A 20,526-nucleotide genomic window follows, 5' to 3' on the forward strand; every position below is an offset into this window, starting at 1 on the left:
CGTTTGGGATGATGCAAAAGTAAGTAAAGTTTTTATTATTCCAAATCACTATACTGATCATTTTTAAAACTCATTGAAAATGAATGAGAAAATTTTAAAAAAACTTTTCATTTCCCTATAGAACGATTGAAAACGACCTTTTTTACGTATTTTTAATCAGAAAACAATCAAATGATTATGGAAAAAGTAAAACTCGGAAACAGTGAAATTGAATTCAAACCTCTTGTTTTCGGTGGAAATGTATTTGGCTGGACCGTCGATGAGAAACAATCTTTCGCCCTGTTAGATGCTTTTATCGATATGGGATTCAGTCTTATTGATACATCCAACAACTATTCACATTGGGTGCCGGGACACAGTGGGTCAGAATCAGAAACAATCATTGGCAAATGGATCAGCAAAAGAGATATTCGCGATAAAATTCAGATTGCAACAAAAGTCGGCGGACGTCGAATAGACAATAGTAAACCTAATCTTAAAAAAGAGTATATTATTAAATCTGTGGAAGATTCACTCCTGCGATTGAATGTAGACACAATCGATCTTTATCAATCTCATCACGATGATCTGACAACTGGAATCGATGAAACACTGGAGCCTTATCATAACCTGATACAGAATGGAAAAATAAAATGGATCGGTGCTTCCAACCTAAGTCCAGAACGGATTTCAGAATCCCTTCGTATAGCCGAAGACCACAATTTACCGTATTATATCGCTATTCAGCCCGAATATAACCTTTACGACCGGATGAAATACGAAGAGCAGTATGAACAATTGGCCCTCGATAATCATCTTGGCGTCATCAGCTATTATTCACTTGCCAGTGGTTTCCTGTCGGGTAAATACCGCTCTATTGATGACATCAAAGGTGCCAAGCGTTATGACGCATTAAAAGACAAGTTTAACACCCGCGGCCTGCGCATTTTAGATGTTTTGGCTGAGATAGCACATACACAACAAGCTAGCATGTCCGCTATAGCGTTAGCCTGGAGTTTACACAGGCCTTCAGTTACAGCGCCTATAGTGAGTGCAACTAGTATCCAGCAGCTCGAAGAACTTAGCAGAGCTGTAGAAATAAAGCTGACACCGGAAGAGTATTACCTCTTAAACCAAGCAAGCGATTACTAGACCAAAAGCACAAAAAAACAATCTAGTATATTGAAAATAAGAACATTAAAAATATACTAATCAAGTTACCAAATAATATTTGGCTATACCGTATAGGAGAAATTGAGCTGTTCTAAAATAAAGAAAACAGATGATTTAGATAACGAATATAAACACCTGTTTTTCAATAACTTTTTCTCAGCCCGAGGCAACTTATCTTATTTTTTCATTCAGTAAGGATAAAATGGAAACAGGCACCATCGCACTGATATCTCCTCCATTAAACCACACGTCTCTAACAATGGATGAAGAAATATGAGCCTTTCCAGATCTACTCATTAAAAAATAACTTTCAACATCATTATTGAGCAACAAATTATTTTGAGCAACTGCATTTTCATATTCAAAATCATTGGTATTTCGGAGCCCACGCAATATAAAACCTGCTTTAACTTGCTTACAGAAATCTACTGTAAGACCTTTATATTTATGCACCTCAACCCTACTCACATCGTTAAAAACACGGCTAATTGAATCTACCCGTTCGTCATGATCTAACATTCCTTTTTTATTGGCATTATAGCCCACTGCAATAATAATTTTATCAAATAGCGGCATTGCTCTCTCAACAAGATCTTGATGAGCTAATGTAAAGGGGTCAAAAGAGCCCGGAAAAACAGCAATTTTCATATTAGATAGTCTTAGCGTAAAAAGAAAATGATGAATACCCGTATTTTCTAGTTTCTATAAAATTTGGATGATCTTCCATTTGTCTTGTTGACGGATGCTCAACAACAAGGAGCCCATGTTCATGCAGCAATTCCTGTTCAAAAATTAATTTTGGCAATTGTGGCAATTTAGGAATATCATAAGGTGGGTCTGCAAAAATAAAATCATAGGTATCCTTACAACTGGCAATAAACTTAAATACATCGGCTTTCCTTGTTTTAATTTGCTCCAGTTTCATCTTCCCGGCTGTTTCATTGATATATTGCACGCATTTGAAATGAAGATCTATTGCATCTACTGACTCCACATCTCGCGATGCGAGCTCAAAACTAATATTTCCTGTTCCTGCAAAAAGATCCAGACACTTTAAACTATCAAAATCCAGTCGGTTCTGTAAAATATTAAACAGCGCTTCCTTAGCGATATCCGTGGTTGGCCTCACAGGTAAATTGGTTGGTGGGTTCAGCCTTAAACCACCTAAACGACCTCCGATTATTCGCATAGTATAGAATCAAACAATACATTATATGGGGTCAAATTTGACTCGATCTCGCTATCCGCCAATACGACTTTTGTCTTCAAATCCAATATTTCGATATCACCCGCATAAGTAGAGATACGTTTATAATAGGATTCATTTGGAATTTCTCCTGAAAGGAGCACTTTATTGATGGAGTCCCCTAGATTGAATTGTGTTAAAATATTAAGGACATAGTAGCTGATATCATCAAGAATATGAATTTCAAAACTATTATAAAGCTGAAAAACCCCGTTTTTAAACAGATAAAAATCAACTGTATTTTCAGCTACAAAATGAAGCCCCAGCACACTCCCTCTAATAGATACACGCTCCTGGGCACGATCAAGCACAACCGCAAATTCGGGAAGTATAACAGCATCAGGAAACAACCGCTTCCACCTATTTAATAAAAGCCCATCAAACTGGTATACAGCAACTAAATTAAGATTATCTAAAGAATAGCTAAATGTATTTTCAAGATCAGTTGTACCTAAAAACTGTAGGTAATCGCTGATATTTTCGCTCAGAAAAAATTCTTTTGGAATAAACGTAAAAGTTTGATGTGGTATCACAACGCGGACAAATCGAAACGGAAGGCTCATAATCCGTGTGGCATCCAAAATTGGCTCCTCAGACGGATACTCGATCAAAATCGGTGCGATCGACTTTTTATCAACCACCGCCAAGACATCCTTCTGAAAGCCAGCCTTGACCAAAAGATTGTACTCCGGTAAATAATGAATATTAAATTGTTTTGAAATATAATTCATTCGCTGAATTGTAAAAATTAAAACTTCTTAGAGCAAAAATAGCTTTTTCTAGAGGATAAGACAAACCTTTTAAATAACTTTGAGGGTGTTCATCAAAAATCTGTTAATACAGCAATTCCCATGGCAAGCCACCGAACAGCAGTTGGAGGCTTTCGAATTATTGCAAGAATTTCTTCTCGCTTTTGACAAGCAATCCTGCTTTGTACTTAAAGGATACGCTGGTACGGGAAAAACAACATTAATTTCGGCGCTGGTTAAAGTGCTGCCTGCATTACGGAAAAAGGCTGTTCTGCTGGCACCAACAGGCAGGGCGGCAAAAGTGATCACCTATTATTCTGGTCGCAAAGCACTGACAATACACAAAAAAATATACCGAAAAAAATCTGCTGTATCATTTCAGCTGGATTTCACCTTGGCGGAGAACCTGCACGAAGACACTTTATTTATCATCGATGAAGCTTCAATGATATCCAACGCACCTGTGAATGCATTTTCGGCAAGCCTGTTGGACGACTTGATCCGTTATGTACAATCGGGGAAGAACTGTACCCTATTATTTGTTGGAGATACGGCTCAATTACCTCCTGTAGGACTCCTGGATAGTCCTGCCTTAAACCCAAGCTATCTCGAAAGTGAATTTCATCTTTGCGTTTATCCTTTTGAGCTAACCACGGTTGTCCGCCAATCCAAAGACTCCGGTATATTGTACAATGCAACCAAAATACGCGAAGAGATAACCTCGGCAGAAGAAGATCAAGACGACTTCCCTTTTCCAAAATTCATAACAAAAGGATTTAAAGATCTTTACAGAATGACAGGTGAACGGTTAATCGAAGGTATAAACTATGCATATGACAAATATGGACTCGAAAATACCATGATTATCTGCCGTTCAAATCGATCTGCAAATTTATACAACCAAAATATAAGGAACCGAATTTTGTTCCGGGACGAGGAACTGACGGGCGGAGATTATATTATGGTTGTAAAAAACAACTACTTCTGGTTACAGGAAAACAACATGGGCGATGGATTTATTGCAAATGGCGATATGGCCAAAGTACGAAAAGTAAGTAACATCCACGATCAGCATGGATTTCGATTTGCAGATGTCACACTTGAATTTGTAGACATTGACGAAATAGAACCCATCACCTGCCGCGTTATCTTAGATAGCCTCTATACAGACGGCCCCAATCTGCCCTATGAAAGCCAAAAAGCTCTCTACGAAGAGATTGCCTTGGATTATGCCGATATCATGGATAAGAAGGACAGGCTCGAAGCAATCAAAAAAGACCCCTATTATAATGCCCTTCAGATTAAATTTGCATTTGCAATTACCTGCCATAAAGCACAAGGTGGTCAATGGCCAATCGTGTTTGTTGACCAGGGCTATATAAACGATGATATGTTGGATCTTGAATTTTTAAGATGGTTATACACTGGGGTTACCCGAGCAACAAAGGAACTTTTTCTGGTCAATTTCAATGAAAACTTCTATCCATCATAGGATTATTACACGAATCATTCGCAAAAGAACCTAATAATAGATATTTTTACGTTCAGAACCATTATTATACAATTATCTTTATTATTAATGCATAAGTACTACTTAATCTTAGCGGCGAGCTTATTGCCCTATGTTAGCGCTGCACAACAGGCGAAGGAAGCCCCTATAAAGTCAAATTATCAGCTGGCTGCAAAATTCTCCCCTGAAAAATTAAAGAAAATGATTTTTTCGACGAGCATCAAACCAAATTGGATCAATTTTTCCGATCGCTTTTGGTATGATTACGCAAGTCCGCAGGGAAGAAACTGGTACATTGTAAACCCTGCGCTGAAAAAGAAAGAACTTCTTTTCAATAACGACAACCTCGCCGCTCAAATTACTAAAATCGTTAAAAATCCTGTAGATGCCCAACATCTGGAATTACAGGGGCTTCGATTTACCAAAGATGAGAAAAAATTGAGGTTTCAGATTCAGAGTACCAAAGATACCGTAAAATCCAAAGATGAAATACAAAAGCTCAAGAATAAGTCCGATACCACCAAAAAGAAACTATTTTATCTGGAATATGACTTAGCAGCACAGTCTGTGGTAGAAATCAGCGACTCGACAAAGGTAAAACCGCCATTGGGTTGGGCGACATTCTCGCCTGACACCAATACAGTCTATTTTGCGAAAGATTACAACTTGTATTGGATGGACAAATCCAACTATCTTAAAGCGGTAAAGGATGAAAAAGACAGCACCATTGTTGAGCACCAGATAACAAAAGACGGGGTGCAATATTATGCTTGGGGCGGTGATGAATATAGCACAACTACGGGTGAGGAAAAAGATAAAGACAACGATACTAAACGCAAGCGGGTATGGATCAGCTGGTCTCCGGATGGACGTTATTTTACCTTGACCAGAAAGGACAACCGTTCTCTAAAGCCCTTATGGGTAATCAATAATGTTGGCTCATCCCGGCCGACACTTGAAACTTATAAATACCAAATGCCAGGCGAAGTCGATTCGACAGAAACTGAACTATATATCTTCGACGCGGCAGCAAAAACTCCACGCCGCATCAATATAGCTGCGTTTAAAAATCAGACCGTCTCTACCTGGACAAAAACCCCGGATAAAAATTCTTATAAAGAGGATTATTTTACCAACTATTGGCTGGGCAATAACGAAGAGTTTTACATTTCACGCTCTAGCCGCGACCTGAAACGAATTGATCTCCTAAAGGTCAATATAAATGGTACGGTAAACAATATTATCCAGGAGCGTTCCAATGTATATCTGGATGTTCAAAAACCATTCCTGATCGAAAACAAGAAGCAATTAGTTCATTGGTCGGAAAGAGATGGCTGGGGCCACTACTACCTCTACGACACAAATGGAAAATTGATTAATCAAATTACAAAAGGAGCTTTTCATACGGAGGAAATTACCGGCTTTGACCCTGCTTCCGGAACATTATACTTTACAGCATCGGGACGTGAGAAAAACGAAGACCCCTATTATCTACATCAGTACAGTGTAAATACAAATGGTTCCGGAATTAAATTATTGAATCCAGGAAACTTTGACCACCAAGTGGAAGTGAGCGAATCTTCCCGATATTTTGTCAATAATTCCTCCAGAGTAAACACGACTCCTGAATCCGTCTTATACAATAGCAATGGACAGAAAATAATGACACTGGAAAAAGCTGACCTATCCTTGCTATTTGCTGCCGGGTACAAATTTCCAGAACCTTTTAAAGTGAAAGCTGGGGATGGCACCACGGATCTCTATGGGGTCATGTACAAACCATTTGACTTTGACAGTACCAGAACTTATCCAATTGTGGAATATGTATACCCTGGGCCTCAAACCGAAGCTGTCAATAAATCCTTTGGAAGAAGCATGGACAGAATCGATAGGCTAGCGCAGTTTGGCTTTATCGTCATCACAGTTGGTAACCGTGGTGGACATCCTTCACGTTCGCAATGGTATCATACCTATGGATATGGCAATCTGCGCGATTATGGTTTGGAAGATAAAAAAGTAGCGGCGGAACAGCTCGCAGATCGTTATAAATACATCGACATTAACCGCGTTGGTATAACTGGTCACTCCGGCGGTGGTTTTATGTCTACAGCGGCGATGCTTGTTTACCCTGACTTCTTTAAAGTTGCGGTGTCTGGCGCCGGAAACCATGAAAATCAGATTTACAACCGCTGGTGGAGTGAGCGTCATCATGGGGTGACAGAAAAAGTATCGGCTAAAGGCGATACAACATTCTCCTACCAAATCAATAAAAATACAGAGCTCGCAAAAAACCTAAAAGGCAGACTACTTATCGCTACAGGAGACATTGACAACAATGTGCACCCGGCAAATTCAATTCGCATGGTAGACGCATTGATCAAGGCTAACAAAAGATTTGATTTCCTGCTATTACCTGGACAAAGACATGGCTTTGGCGATATGACGGAGTATTTCTTCTGGAAAATGGGCGATTACTTTAGCCAATATCTATTGGGTGATTCCAAGATGAACGAAGTTGACATGACTGAAATGAATCGAGAAAAGCCACAAAAATAACGGTTACATGACCTACAATGAAAAATTAGCATTTTTATCCGTTACCTTGAGATCTTTCGAGGTAACGGATTTTTCTTTGGAGATGCTCCAAGGAATAACCCTGGCTGATCTGCTGAACATCTCCTTAGAGAAGGATAAAAAGGTTGCCTTTCGCGCCGCATGGGTATTTGAAACCATCGTTTTAAAGAATACAGCGTTGCTAAAATCTGTTCTCCCGCAATTTTTGAACAATTTAAAAAAACAAAAAAACTGGAGTTGTCTTAGAAGCTATACTAAAATTCTATTATTTTTAACGTCTAAAAAAAATAAAGAATATACACTTCAAAATGAGATAGAAGAAGAAATTATCGAGCATTCCTTCCAATGGATGATCGAACCTGCATGTCCTGTCGCTGTATTGGTCAACTGCCTGGACATCTTAAATAACCTACGAAAAAAGTACCCTTGGATACATGAGGAGTTACAGGCTCAGATAAGCTATTTTCAACGAACAAAACCGAGTCCAGCCCTAATGAGCCGGACCAATAAAATTATTCAGCAGAAAAGTTAAAGTATCGTTTCTATTCGCGATTAAAACAATGTATTTCCTTTCGAGTGATTGACACGGCCCAAATGCTTATAAGCAGCCTCTGTACATTCGCGACCCCGCGAGGTCCGCATAATGTATCCTTCTTGAATCAGAAAGGGTTCGTAGACTTCCTCAATCGTACCTTCATCCTCCCCAACTGCTGTGGCTACAGTTTTTAAACCGACAGGTCCACCTTTAAATTTGTCTATAATAGTCGTTAAGATTTTGTTGTCCATCTCGTCTAAACCATTTTCATCCACATTAAGCGCGTGCAAAGCATATTTCGCTATTTCTTTATCGATGCTTCCGTTACCCTTTATCTGTGCAAAATCCCGTGTACGGCGCAGTAAAGCATTGGCTATCCGGGGTGTACCTCTGCTCCTTCGTGCAATCTCATAGGCACCTTCATCAGAAATCGGTGTGTTTAAGATATGTGCCGAACGCAACACGATAGTTGTCAGGAGTTTCGCATCATAATATTGTAGGCGGGAATTAATTCCAAAGCGTGCACGCAAAGGGGCTGTCAAAAGTCCTGATCGCGTTGTTGCCCCGATTAGGGTAAACGGATTAAGGGAGATCTGCACAGACCGTGCATTCGGTCCTGTTTCCAGCATAATGTCGATTTTAAAATCTTCCATTGCCGAATAGAGATATTCTTCTACTAAAGGGCTTAAACGGTGGATCTCATCGATAAACAAGACATCCCCTTCTTCGAGATTTGTCAATAATCCTGCAAGATCACCCGGTTTATCCAATACAGGTCCCGAAGTAATTTTAATGCCAACACCCATCTCATTAGCAATGATATGGGATAAGGTCGTCTTTCCTAAGCCTGGGGGGCCATGTAGCAAAACGTGATCCAGCGCCTCGCCTCTCAGCCTGGCTGCCTTCACAAAAATATTGAGGTTCTCTAATATTTTAGCCTGACCTGTAAAATCTTCAAAAGCCTGAGGCCGCAATGCCCGTTCAATATCACGATCTGTGTTGCTCAGACGCCCTGGATTTGGATCTAAATTCTCGTTCATTGTAGCGATCTTTTAATTTCTCTTGTACCGCTTTCCGATACTTCCTAATTTCAATTGGATAACTCCAAAAAAAGCTTCCTTAAAGATACTTGTGCTCATCTTTGATGTGCCTTCGGTCCGATCTGTGAATATAATGGGTACTTCGACTACATCAAAGCCATATTTTATGGCGGTGAATTTCATTTCAATCTGGAAAGCATACCCTACAAACTTAATCTTTTCGAGTGGGATTGTCCTCAGGACTTCCCTGGTGAAACAAACAAATCCTGCGGTAGCATCCTGGATATTTATTCCTGTTATAAAACGAACATATACTGAAGCAAAATAGGACATCAACACACGGCTCATCGGCCAATTGACAACATTCACGCCCTTGATATAACGCGAACCTATGCTCATGTCTGCACCATCCGCACAAGCCTGCCGTAAACGAAGTAAATCCTCTGGATTGTGGCTGAAATCTGCATCCATTTCGAAAATATAGCGGTAATGTTCGCGGGATAGCGCCCATTTAAATCCATGGATATACGCTGTTCCTAAACCCAGCTTCCCGATTCGCTCTTCGATAAACAAACGGCCAGAAAATTCATTAACCTGTAAATTCTTGATGATTGTAGCCGTCCCATCGGGCGAACCATCGTCTACAATTAGAATATCAAATGCGTGTGATAAGGAAAAAACTTTGCGAATGATTTTTTCAATATTTTCCTTTTCATTATATGTTGGAATGATAACTAAACTATCCGTCACTTTTTTATATTTAAGACCAGTAAAGGTAATCATTTACGTTAAATTCTAGTACAGGAATTCGATGAAATCTACAGGATAATCAACAATACTCGCGAGAAAAGGCAGTAAACCCTTCAAGCTCAAACCAACACACCAGTATCATAAATACACAGCATCAATAGATTGCACGCTATAAAAAAGAGAAGCCCGTTACTTTGGGAGTAACGAGCTTTCATTAACCAATTATAAACTTAAATTATGAGACTGCAAATATGATGAAAATTGCTTTCAATTACAAATTTAATTGCGTTTTCATGCAACATTTTCAATACAATCTCTATTTTATTTTGCTAAATCGTTTATAAAACATGCACACTACCGCAGTCTAACGATCAACCTCTCCCAAAACGATATCAATCGATCCTAGGATCGCAATTAAATCAGCAATCAGCACCCCTTTTCCAAGTTCTGAAATCACGGAAAGGTTATTAAAGCTTGGGCCCCTTGACTTGACCCGCAACGGGATATCTGATTTATCTTTTGTGACAAAATAAAACCCTAATTCTCCTTTCGGATTTTCAGCACGGACATAGTAGTCCTGAGCTTTCAGATTCACTTTCTTCGGGACCAAAGCGCGCGGATCAAATTCGGCCGTACGTTTAAAGTCTTTCTGTAGTCGTTCAAGGCATTGTTCGACAATGCGAACCGATTCCTTGACCTCGTCCACCCTAACTTTATAACGATCCCAGCAATCACCGATTACCCCCATTTCACCTTTTCCCACAGGTATCTCGAAATCAATTTCTGGGTAGACAGAATAACCATCTATGCGTCTCAAATCCCATTTTATTCCCGAAGCACGCAGCATAGGTCCCGATACACCATAATTTATAGCAACATCAGCAGGAAGTACACCTATTTTAGCCGTACGGGAAATAAATATTTGGTTCTGTGTCAATATCTCATCCAGTTCGACCAATTTAGGTTTGAAATACGTGATAAATTCTGTACAGCGCTCTTCAAAGCCAACGGGCAAATCATAAAATAACCCGCCTACCCAGATATAGTTGTACAGCATCCTGGAACCTGAGGTCCATTCCAACATATTCATGATATGTTCACGATCCCGAAAACACCACAAAAATGGCGTTGTGGCACCGATATCAATACCATATGTACCAATAGCAATCAGGTGGGATGCTATTCGGTTGAGTTCACAGACCAAAACCCGAATGTACTCTATTCTTTTAGGTATTTTGCTGTCAAGGCCAAGCATACGTTCAACTCCCATAACGAAAGCATGGCTATTGTTCATCGAAGCCAAATAGTCCAAGCGATCAGTAAAAGGAATTGTTTTTGCATAATTCAACGATTCAGCATGCTTATCGAAACAACGATGCAGATAACCCAAATGTGGAACAACCTCTTTCACGATCTCTCCGTCTGTAATCAGTTGTAACCGAAGCACACCATGTGTCGAAGGGTGCTGAGGTCCCATATTCAACACCATTTCCTGACTTGAGATCTCTGTAAGGTGTTTTTCATAGCGCAGTAATGCCTCTTTATATTTTGGATTCGCCATTTCTATCAATTAATATGAATGCCATGATATTTCTCCGCTTCCTCATAATCCTTCCGTAAAGGATAGCCCTCCCAATCGTCAGGCAGCAAAATCCTTCTAAGGTCCGGATGTCCCTCAAAATAAATCCCCATCAGGTCAAATGCTTCGCGCTCATGCCAGTCTGCCGTGCGCCACACCGAAGTAAGCGAAGGAATCTCCGGTAGTTCATCCAGCGAACGATGACCAGACAACTCAACTTTTAAGACCAAACTGTGTTGATACGGCAAGGAATTTAAATGGTAGACAATGCTAAAATGCGTTTGATAATCCACTGCAGTAAGGTTGCTTAAAAAATCAAAATATAAGCCTTCTGTATCCCGGAGGAATAAACAAACGGCTACAATATCTGCTTTATCTATAAATAGTGCAGGCTGCAGCCCGTTGCGATCTTCTTTAAGAATAAGTTGAGTTCCAAATTTGGAAACAAGCATCGATTTAATTTCGTCAAATGTCATATTTATGGAGCTATACGCGTAATCTTCCAGGAATCCGACACCTTTTTATAGACTATGCGATCATGTAGCCGGCTTGCACGCCCCTGCCAAAACTCAAAATAAATCGGTTTCAACAGATAGCCACCCCAATGTGACGGTCTCGGTACAGAATCGCTTCCATTGTATTGGTTTTCGAGTGCTTCCACCCTGTTTTCCAAAAAACTACGGTTGGGGATTTCATGGCTCTGCGGGGATGCTAGTGCACCGATACGGCTTGCTTTTGGGCGCGATTGGAAATATTCATCGGAATCGGCCTCACTTACAAAATCAATAACACCTTCAATTCGGACCTGCCTTTGTAATTCAGGCCAAAAAAACAACATGGCAACATGCGGATTCGCTTTCATGTCTTCCCCTTTACGGCTTTCATAATTTGTAAAAAAGACCAGTCCTTCAGCTACAATGTCCTTCAATAAAACAACTCGCGAGGAAGGTAATTGATCGGATGACACCGTTGAAAGCACCATGGCATTAGGCTCGATTACCTCGCTGTGAATAGCCTCATCAAACCATTTTTTAAACTGGTGGACTGGATTACGATCCACATCCGATTCAGATAGGCTACCTAATACGTAATCCTGTCTGATTGCTGCAATATCTTTATGTTGAATGGACATAGAAACCTGTTTTATATCCCACAAACTTACTAAAATCATTGCTTTTTCTCTATAAAGTTAGTAGAAATTGACAAAATCTCAATTTTGGCACAAATCTCGCATAGATTAAATAAAAAAGATTAAATTCAATAAATAATTAAAATTCGCGCTATATGTTTACCGAACTAAACCCACAAAAAGGAAGTCTATTGATTTCCGAGCCATTTATGCTAGACCCTAGATTCCTCAGATCCGTGATATTGTTATGTGAATACAATAAAGAGGGTTCCCTCGGATTTGTCCTAAATAATCAAACCAATGTTCGCATAGGCCAATTATTGGAATCTATACCGAATTGCAATTTCCCCATCTACGTCGGTGGTCCTGTGGCTCAGGAAAGTCTTTTTTTTGTACATAGCCGTTTTGATTTACTGCTAAGTGGCGAGGAAGTGGCTCCTGGAATCTATTTTGGAGGCGATGAAGAAAAGCTTATTGAAGCCATACAAACCGATAGCATAAAACCTGACGAATTAAAATTCTTTATCGGATATTCTGGATGGTCTGCCGGTCAGTTGGACGGCGAAATCAAAGAAAATAGCTGGGCTGTACAAAACAAATACCACCAACAGCTCATTTTTGAAGGTAATGGCGAATTGCTATGGAAGGATGCCATCATTGGATTAGGTCCCAAATATGCACATGTCGCCAACTTCCCACAGAGCCCAGGTCTAAATTAGCGAAAGGGACTTACGCTATATGACAGTTTGCTTTACGAGTCCGTAAATCACCGAATGAGCCTATGACAAAATAGGCGGTTTTCTGCCATCATGTCCTGTAGGGACGATTTGGAACACTGATTGTATGTTTTAAACAAATCATAAAATTAAAATAGCGACATACAAATTATGAATCCAGAAAAAGGTAGTATTTCAATTCACACGGAGAATATATTTCCCGTAATCAAAAAGTTCTTATACTCTGATAATGAAATTTTCTTGCGTGAACTGGTATCTAATGCCGTTGATGCTTCTCAAAAAATCAAACGTCTGGCTTCTTTGGGTCAATACCAAGGGGAAACAGGAGAATTGATTGTAGACGTAAAATTTGATGAAGCGGCCAAGACCATCACTATTTCCGATAATGGTATTGGTATGACAGCCGATGAAATAAAAAAATACATCAACCAGATCGCTTTCTCAGGAGCAACAGAGTTCATGGAAAAATTCAAGGAGGCAAATGACGCAAATGAAATCATTGGTCGCTTTGGTTTAGGCTTCTATTCCGCATTTATGGTAGCCGATACCGTAGAAATCCAATCTTTATCCTATCAAGATGGCGCAGAACCGGCTCATTGGACTTGCGATGGTAGTACATCTTACGAAATTTCTACGGGCTCAAGAACCACACGTGGTACCGACGTCATCTTACATATTAATGAAGAATCAACAGAATTTTTAAGCCAGGCACGACTACAGGACATTTTAGATAAGTATGCTAAATTTCTTCCTGTTTCAATCCGTTTTGGCACCAAAACAAATTCTGAACAGGACGGTGAAGACGAAGAAGGAAAACCAAAATACAAATCTGTAGAGGTAGATAATATCATCAATAATACCAATCCAGCCTGGACAAAATCACCGTCTGAATTAAAAGACGAAGATTATCTAGCCTTCTACCGCGAACTCTATCCATATTCAATGGATGAACCTTTGTTTTGGATACACCTCAATGTTGATTACCCATTCAACCTGACAGGTATCCTCTACTTCCCTAAAGTTAAAAATGAACTGGAAATCCAGCGTAATAAAATTAAACTCTATTCTCGACAAGTGTTTATCACCGACGAGGTGAAAGATATTGTTCCTGAATTCTTGATGTTACTTCATGGGGTAATTGATTCACCGGACATTCCGTTAAACGTATCCCGTTCATTTTTACAGGCAGACAGTAACGTAAAAAAAATCAACAGTTATATCACCAAAAAGGTGGCTGACAAATTGAACGAAATATTTAAGACCGACCGTAAGGGATTTGAAGAGAAATGGACGGATATCGGTTTATTTATCAAATACGGTATGCTTAGCGATGAGAAATTTGCTGACAAAGCAAATGACTTCTGTTTAGTAAAAAACACAGGTAACCAAAGCTTCACCATTAAAGAGTATTACGAAAAGGTCAAAGATATCCAGGTAGATAAAGATGGTAACATTGTCTACTTATATACACATGACGCCGCTCAACAAGATGGCTTTATCCAAACAGCATTAAACAAAGGTTATGATGTTTTGATGCTTGATGGGCCATTGGATACACACTTTGCAGCTTATTTAGAGCAAAAGGGCGGCGATAAGGTACAGCTGAAACGTGTAGATGCTGACGTTATCGATAAGTTGATCCAAAAAGATGAAAAGGTTGAATTGGCCCTTTCAGAAGAAGAATCCAAAAAAGCGCTGGAGGTTTTCGAAAAAGCAATTTCGCGCCAAGATATGAAAGTTGAAGTTGACGCGTTAAATGAAAGTGACCTGCCTGTATCGGTAACAATTGATGAATTTATGCGTCGAATGAAAGATATGGCCAAGACAGGTGGTGGCATGAATTTTTATGGTTCATTGCCCGATAATTATAAGGTAACAGTCAATGGGAACCATCCGCTGATCAAAAGAATTTTATCGTCATCAGACGAAGAAGGTTCAAAACTGGCAAAACAAGCTTTTGATTTAGCACTCTTATCCAGAGGTTTATTGTCTGGAGCAGATCTGACATCTTTTGTGAAGAGAAGTGTAGAAATGATTTAAGGGTATTCCTTCTAATAAAAAAGGCGGTCTCTTTAATAGTAACCGCCTTTTTTATTAAAAATTGGACACAAATGACAAATTTGGAGCAGCCAAATGCATGGCATTATCGAAATGCAACCCTTTAGATGTTTTTTATTAAAATTTAATAAACTAATCTTCACCCAGTTGGCTTTAAACGCTGTTTTTTTTCAGTCAAATATTTGGAGGGAATAGGGTTTAATCGTACTTTTGTATCATCAAAATCACGGTAGGTATAGCTCAGTTGGTTAGAGCACTAGATTGTGGTTCTAGGGGTCGTCGGTTCGAGCCCGATTACTTACCCAAAAAGGCAGATCAAATGATCTGCCTTTTTTAATTTGATAAGTTCTCAGCCAACTAAACAAATGCTCCTTGACCAGCTACCCATCATCCGAACAAGCTTCAAAGGCAACTTCTTCCCTTTTACAGTTCAGGCACAGGATCCATAAGCCCTGGATGGCGCGGATCATAAATAGCCACAGCAACTTTAGAGTCCGCACAACCATAATATAAAAACCATTTTTGTTTAAAAAAGACCAATCCTTCGATAAAAACCGTTCCATCTATATATTGTCCACTTTTTTCGAAAGATTCCATGGGGCGTAAAAACGGAACATCCATTCGAGCCAATACGCTTGTCGGATCTCGTGGACTAAATAAAACCTGTCCAGCGGAATAGGTATTTTTATTAAAACGCACATCCCCTTTCTCAGCATGATTCTTACCATTGTATAGCAATACAATTCCTTTATCAGTCAAAACTGCTGGAGGACCGCACTCTGTCAACGAACTATCAAAGTAACCATCCCTCGGCGAAATGAAGGCTTTCAGTGTACCTCTATTATCTGTTACGGGTTCCCAGTCAATCAAATTATCGGATGTGGCGCCATAAACACCATGTTCTCCCCAGTACAACCAATATTTCCCATTGATTTTAGCTATAACCTGTTTGTTACCTTTCAATGTAGTCACAATAGAAGCCGATTTATGCGGTTCATTGACTAGAGTGCGCCTATTTCTCGAGTTCTTAAAAATAGGACCGTATTTAGTCCAGTGTTTCAGATCAGTGGATATTGCTACACCAAGCCGCGGTACCTTTCGGTTCCATTGGGTATAAAATAGCACAAAACGCCCATCCTCAGTCTGTGCTATCCGAGGATCTTCTGTCCCGCCAGGCCACTCGTTATCTTGCTGCTCATCAGGCCCCGGATAGAATATAGGCGTTTTCAGTCGTTCAAAATGAATACCGTCAGCACTAGCTGCTAACCCCAATCGGGAGGTCCGGTGGCCAATAGCTTTTCCTGTCCGATCTTCTGCACGATAAATGACATAGATACTATTTCCCCTTACTACTGCAGCAGGATTAAAAGTGTCGTTGTCCTCCCATCGAATTTCTTTCTTCAGCATTGGATCATAAAATACGGAACTCGTATCGGGCTCAATAATTGGATTGACACCTTTGGGCCGTTCAAAGCCTCCTAATACCCATTGTTCTTTTTTAAGCTTTCCAGCAGGCTGCACGCTGCAGCCGCATAAAAAGACGAACAGAATAGAGCCTGCAATTTTTACGATAATATTCATATTTTAATTGATTTCTATGGTTTTACATGTAGTAGCAAACAACAGCCTGTAAAAGTGAAAATTATAAATTGGTTACCACTGAAGAGCGATCGAAACTATTATTGATCATTCACAAATATAATGCTAATAGAAAAAAGTACCGCAAAAACAAGTTCAACAAAATTGAATTGGGATCAAAACTAAAAAACACAAATAAACAATTCAACGATAAATAACTCGAAATATTGCAATATATCGCAATACTAAAACGATTATAATGGCAAATATTGCAGCATATAGCACAAAAACACTACATTTATAGCATGATATCCAAAGAAGAACGTCACGATTTTATATTAGTTAAAATCAAAAAGGAAAGGAAATTAGTTATGACAGAGTTAGCGGCCGAACTTGGTGTCTCTGAGCATACCGTCCGACGTGATCTTAAAGAACTATCTGACGCTGGCTTGCTCCGCGCTATTCGAGGGGGAGCCACTTTACGGTCAAACTTACCATTCGATATATACGACCGAAATAACCTTGATGTTATGGAGAAACAAGCCATAGCAGAAAAATCGATCACACTATTGAAAGATCATCAAGTCGTCTTTTTTGACGGTGGCACAACAACACAGGCAATTGCTGGCAACATTCCAGATAGCCTAAACCTTACTGTGGTCACACATAGTCTCCCAATAGCCAATATACTTGCAAACCTCCCAAACATCAGCTTGATTTTCGCGGGTGGCGCTTTCTGCAAATCATCTCTTACGATGCAGGGACAGCAAACTATTTCTACCTTTGAAGAAATATATGCGGATGTCAGCTTCATAGGTGTATGTAGCCTGGACCCCTATCGTGGACTTACGGCAAGAACTCGCGAAGAAACAGCTATCAAAAGAGTACTATGTAAAAATTCAATGAACATTGTTGCTGCCACAACGAGCAATAAGCTCGATACCCTGGCATCTTTTCTAACATGCCGCGCATCTGATATCAGTTATTTAATTACAGAAAAGGATCCTTCTGATCGCATTTTGCAGCCTTATGTCGAACAAGGTATTACAATTTTATAAGTTTACCATTTATGAACAATCTCAAACAGGAAGCCGCCAAAGCTGCTCTTCAACTTTTAGAACCTGATCAATTCATTGGACTAGGTGTTGGATCAACAATAGCTTATTTCATTGAATTAATTGCCAGTAGGGTCAGTTTTAAATCCAGCCTGAAATTTACATCGCCTTCTTTGGAAACCAAAATACTGCTCCAAGAAAATGGTCTTATTTGTATTGATAACAGTACCATAGCAACGCTGGATTATTATTTTGACAGCTGTGATCAGGTGGACATTCATTTAAATGCGTTCAAAAGTGGCGGCGGCGTACATACAGGTGAAAAGATTATGGCGAATATGGCAAAGCAATTTATTCTCTTGGTCGATGGCGCAAAGATGGTCGATAAACTGACCACAAAATATCCGCTATGTGTTGAAATTATTCCCGACGCCTGGCTATCGGTACTTAAAGAACTAAAATCAAGCTATTCTTCAGCGATATCAAACATTGTATTACGAAAATCTGAACAAAAATCGGGGCCTCTACTATCTGAGAGAGGTAATTTCCTGGCAGACATTTATTTTTCTAAACTGCCTGATATTTTTGATTTGAATAAACAAATCAAACTCATTACAGGCGTTGTAGAACATTCACTTTTTTATCAACTGTGTTCGGTATGTCTTCGAGCAACAGAAGATGGCGTAACACATCACTTTGCAAACCGCATTGTAGAATCGAACACGGACAAAAAAAGCACGCAATAGCATTAAATTTTATATTGAAGTCCAACAAGTAGCAAAACTGCGCTAAAATATTTTAAATCAACATGAAACACACTCAAATTAACACAGGAATACTAAGTTTTGGCATGTCAGGACGTGTTTTTCACGCGCCATTTATACATACCAATCCACATTTCAATCTCAGCGCTGTTGTAGAACGGTCGAAAAAAAACGCACATGAATTTTATCCGGCAATAAAAAGCTACGATAATATAACTGAATTACTAGCGGATGAAAGCATCGAACTGGTCATTGTGAACACACCAAACTATACCCATTTCCAATATGCAAAAGACGCCCTAGAGGCAGGAAAACACGTTTTGATAGAAAAACCTGCCGTTGATGATTCTACACAATTCGATACGCTTCTTGCCATCAGCAAAAAACAAGGAAAAGACTTATTTTTCTATCAAAACAGACGATATGATAGTCACTTTTTAGACATTAAAAAAGTGATCGAAAGTGGAGAATTAGGAAAGCTGATTGAAGTGCATTTCAGATTTGATCGCTATAAAATGGAATTGGGACAAAAATACTTTAAGGAAGATACGCAGTATATTTCCAATGGTATCACTTATGACCTAGGTCCGCACCTTATTGATCAGGCAATCTCACTTTTTGGAAAACCGGTTAAATTTACCAAGACAACATCCATCAACAGACCCGATTCTAAAGTTGCAGATTATTTTCACTATCATCTTTATTATCCAGCTGGACTGAACGTGTATTTAACAGGCAGTTTACTTGTCGCCTCTCCGCAGCCCGCCTTTGTCTTACATGGTACAAAAGGGAGTTTTATCAAGAATATGACGGATGTGCAAGAACAGCAATTGCTAGATGGTATGTTGCCCGACGATCCATCTTATGGCCTTGAGCCAGCCGGCCTCGAGGGAAAACTTGTTACGATAGACGTATCAAATCAAAAACATGAGTCTTTAGTAACGCCACATACAGGAGATTACAATCAGCTGTTTGAAGCCATTTATGAAAGCTTAAGAAATAATATCGATTACCCTATTAAAGCGGATCAGATTAAATGGCAGATTCAATTGCTTGAAGCTGAAAACACCTAAGTTTTTAAACAATCAAATGGCAGCACGGTTCAAGAAAAATAATAGGTGCTGCCATTTTTAATTTGATTCCCAAAGGCATTCGTTCGGTTCAATATGGATCATCACATGACCAAGATCAGGAATATGCGCAACCAAGTGGTCTTTGAGTTTATGCGCCAGCTCATGCCCTTCTCTTACCGTAATTTCACTATCGACAATAGCGTGCAGATCGACGTGATATTTAGCCCCCGATTTGCGGACAAAACATTTTTCCGTGGCTTTTATCCCATCTACTTTTAATGCTTCTTGCCGGATATTGTCAATGACCTCATTGTATACATTTTCATCCATGATCTCGCCAAGCGCCGGTCTGAAAATATGGTAACAGTTATAAAGTATAAATCCAGCGGCAAATAATGCCGCGTAGTCATCCGCATTTTCATATCCCTTTCCGAGCAACAATGCAATAGATATCCCAATGAAAGCTGCAACTGACGTTATCGCATCGCTTCGATGATGCCAAGCGTCTGCACGAAGTGAAGAACTATTAGTTTCTTTACTTTTCTTCATAACGATCCTATAAGAAATCTCTTTCCACACAATGATCCCACCCAGAACAAATAAGGTCCAAGGCTTTGGCAGGTCATGTGGCGTTCCTATATTCTCAATACTTTCATAAGCGATTATGGTTGCAGAAACAATAAGAAAACCAACGACAATAAATGTAATGAGTGGTTCTACCCGACCATGGCCATAAGGGTGATTGTCGTCGGCAGGTCGTTGCGCATATTTTAAACCGAGGAGCACTAGAAATGAAGAGAAAATATCTGCCGTTGACTCAATTGCATCCGCTATCAGCGCATAAGAGTTTCCAAAGAAACCAGCTAACCATTTTAATAATGCCAGTGATGCATTACCTACAATACTAAAATAAGTCGTTCTGACTGCAGTCTGCTCTTGAAGTTCGGACATAGCTATAAATTAACTTGACACCGCGAAAATAATGTTTTTCTTTTCA

19 protein-coding genes and 1 tRNA gene are annotated in these 20,526 nt (G+C 39.5%); 10 read left to right on the forward strand and 10 right to left on the reverse strand.

Annotated elements, in window-relative coordinates; all coding sequences use genetic code 11:
• Nucleotides 1-177 precede the first annotated feature (177 nt).
• Nucleotides 178-1,131 carry an aldo/keto reductase gene (locus tag B3297_RS22790; RefSeq protein ID WP_286779544.1) on the forward strand — a complete coding sequence of 318 codons (954 nt, stop codon included), beginning with the start codon at nt 178-180 and terminating at the stop codon, nt 1,129-1,131.
• 192 nt (nt 1,132-1,323) lie between these two features.
• On the opposite strand, the gene coaD is transcribed toward B3297_RS22790, so the two are convergent.
• From coaD to B3297_RS22805, 3 genes are read right to left on the reverse strand one after another with little or no spacing between them, the layout of a single operon-like run.
• Nucleotides 1,324-1,800 (reverse strand): pantetheine-phosphate adenylyltransferase, encoded by a 477-nt coding sequence (gene coaD / locus B3297_RS22795; protein WP_070564216.1) that lies wholly within the window; start codon nt 1,798-1,800, stop codon nt 1,324-1,326.
• A gap of 1 nt (nt 1,801) precedes the next feature.
• Nucleotides 1,802-2,341: a 16S rRNA (guanine(966)-N(2))-methyltransferase RsmD gene (gene rsmD, locus B3297_RS22800; RefSeq protein ID WP_070564219.1), complete on the reverse strand. Its 540-nt coding sequence runs from the start codon at nt 2,339-2,341 to the stop codon at nt 1,802-1,804.
• Complete coding sequence (locus B3297_RS22805) at nt 2,332-3,129, reverse strand: DUF3822 family protein (protein WP_286779545.1); 798 nt, start codon at nt 3,127-3,129, stop codon at nt 2,332-2,334. Before B3297_RS22805 ends, rsmD begins: the two co-directional genes overlap by 10 nt.
• A gap of 85 nt (nt 3,130-3,214) precedes the next feature.
• On the opposite strand from B3297_RS22805, the gene B3297_RS22810 reads away from it, so the two are divergent.
• The 3 genes from B3297_RS22810 (at nt 3,215) to B3297_RS22820 (ending at nt 7,763) form a co-directional block, all read left to right on the forward strand.
• On the forward strand, nt 3,215-4,639 hold the full coding sequence (locus B3297_RS22810) for an ATP-dependent DNA helicase (RefSeq protein WP_070564226.1): 1,425 nt from the start codon (nt 3,215-3,217) through the stop codon (nt 4,637-4,639).
• Nucleotides 4,640-4,726: 87 nt separating this feature from the next.
• Nucleotides 4,727-7,213 carry a S9 family peptidase gene (locus B3297_RS22815; RefSeq protein WP_070564229.1) on the forward strand — a complete coding sequence of 829 codons (2,487 nt, stop codon included), beginning with the start codon at nt 4,727-4,729 and terminating at the stop codon, nt 7,211-7,213.
• A gap of 7 nt (nt 7,214-7,220) precedes the next feature.
• Nucleotides 7,221-7,763: a hypothetical protein gene (locus B3297_RS22820; RefSeq protein ID WP_070564232.1), complete on the forward strand. Its 543-nt coding sequence runs from the start codon at nt 7,221-7,223 to the stop codon at nt 7,761-7,763.
• 20 nt (nt 7,764-7,783) lie between these two features.
• On the opposite strand, the gene ruvB is transcribed toward B3297_RS22820, so the two are convergent.
• From ruvB to pdxH, 5 genes are all read right to left on the reverse strand, one after another.
• Nucleotides 7,784-8,806 carry a Holliday junction branch migration DNA helicase RuvB gene (gene ruvB, locus B3297_RS22825; RefSeq protein ID WP_070564235.1) on the reverse strand — a complete coding sequence of 341 codons (1,023 nt, stop codon included), beginning with the start codon at nt 8,804-8,806 and terminating at the stop codon, nt 7,784-7,786.
• Nucleotides 8,807-8,818: 12 nt separating this feature from the next.
• Nucleotides 8,819-9,556: a polyprenol monophosphomannose synthase gene (locus B3297_RS22830; RefSeq protein ID WP_070564553.1), complete on the reverse strand. Its 738-nt coding sequence runs from the start codon at nt 9,554-9,556 to the stop codon at nt 8,819-8,821.
• A 364-nt stretch (nt 9,557-9,920) separates the two neighbouring features.
• Nucleotides 9,921-11,117, reverse strand: coding sequence for an NADH-quinone oxidoreductase subunit D (locus B3297_RS22835; protein WP_070564238.1), 1,197 nt, complete (start codon nt 11,115-11,117; stop codon nt 9,921-9,923).
• A 5-nt stretch (nt 11,118-11,122) separates the two neighbouring features.
• Nucleotides 11,123-11,611, reverse strand: a complete 489-nt coding sequence (locus tag B3297_RS22840) for an NADH-quinone oxidoreductase subunit C (protein WP_070564240.1) — start codon at nt 11,609-11,611, stop codon at nt 11,123-11,125.
• Nucleotides 11,612-11,613: 2 nt separating this feature from the next.
• A complete protein-coding gene (gene pdxH, locus B3297_RS22845; protein WP_070564556.1) occupies nt 11,614-12,267 on the reverse strand; it encodes a pyridoxamine 5'-phosphate oxidase in 654 nt (217 codons plus the stop codon).
• Between the two features lie 152 nt (nt 12,268-12,419).
• Between pdxH and B3297_RS22850 the strand changes: the two genes are divergently transcribed.
• From B3297_RS22850 to B3297_RS22860, 3 genes are all read left to right on the forward strand, one after another.
• Nucleotides 12,420-12,983 (forward strand): YqgE/AlgH family protein, encoded by a 564-nt coding sequence (locus tag B3297_RS22850; RefSeq protein ID WP_070564243.1) that lies wholly within the window; start codon nt 12,420-12,422, stop codon nt 12,981-12,983.
• A 168-nt stretch (nt 12,984-13,151) separates the two neighbouring features.
• The gene (gene htpG, locus B3297_RS22855; RefSeq protein WP_286779546.1) at nt 13,152-15,041 is read left to right on the forward strand and encodes a molecular chaperone HtpG; all 1,890 of its coding nucleotides are present in this window, start codon (nt 13,152-13,154) and stop codon (nt 15,039-15,041) included.
• Nucleotides 15,042-15,288: 247 nt separating this feature from the next.
• Nucleotides 15,289-15,362, forward strand: a tRNA-His gene (locus B3297_RS22860).
• Nucleotides 15,363-15,482: 120 nt separating this feature from the next.
• Here the strand turns inward: B3297_RS22860 and B3297_RS22865 are convergent.
• Nucleotides 15,483-16,640: a glycoside hydrolase family 130 protein gene (locus tag B3297_RS22865; RefSeq protein WP_070564250.1), complete on the reverse strand. Its 1,158-nt coding sequence runs from the start codon at nt 16,638-16,640 to the stop codon at nt 15,483-15,485.
• A gap of 302 nt (nt 16,641-16,942) precedes the next feature.
• Between B3297_RS22865 and B3297_RS22870 the strand changes: the two genes are divergently transcribed.
• The 3 genes from B3297_RS22870 (at nt 16,943) to B3297_RS22880 (ending at nt 19,529) form a co-directional block, all read left to right on the forward strand.
• The gene (locus B3297_RS22870) at nt 16,943-17,695 is read left to right on the forward strand and encodes a DeoR/GlpR family DNA-binding transcription regulator (protein WP_083295861.1); all 753 of its coding nucleotides are present in this window, start codon (nt 16,943-16,945) and stop codon (nt 17,693-17,695) included.
• A gap of 11 nt (nt 17,696-17,706) precedes the next feature.
• Entirely contained in the window at nt 17,707-18,438 is a 732-nt protein-coding gene (gene rpiA / locus B3297_RS22875) for a ribose 5-phosphate isomerase A (protein ID WP_070564256.1), read from the forward strand.
• 62 nt (nt 18,439-18,500) lie between these two features.
• A complete protein-coding gene (locus tag B3297_RS22880) occupies nt 18,501-19,529 on the forward strand; it encodes a Gfo/Idh/MocA family protein (protein WP_070564259.1) in 1,029 nt (342 codons plus the stop codon).
• 57 nt (nt 19,530-19,586) lie between these two features.
• Here B3297_RS22880 and B3297_RS22885 read toward each other — a convergent pair whose 3' ends face one another.
• Nucleotides 19,587-20,480 (reverse strand): cation diffusion facilitator family transporter, encoded by an 894-nt coding sequence (locus tag B3297_RS22885; protein WP_070564262.1) that lies wholly within the window; start codon nt 20,478-20,480, stop codon nt 19,587-19,589.
• Nucleotides 20,481-20,526: the final 46 nt, after the last annotated feature.

The organism is Sphingobacterium sp. UBA3519, assembly GCF_002377215.1.
Classification (GTDB): domain Bacteria; phylum Bacteroidota; class Bacteroidia; order Sphingobacteriales; family Sphingobacteriaceae; genus Sphingobacterium; species Sphingobacterium multivorum.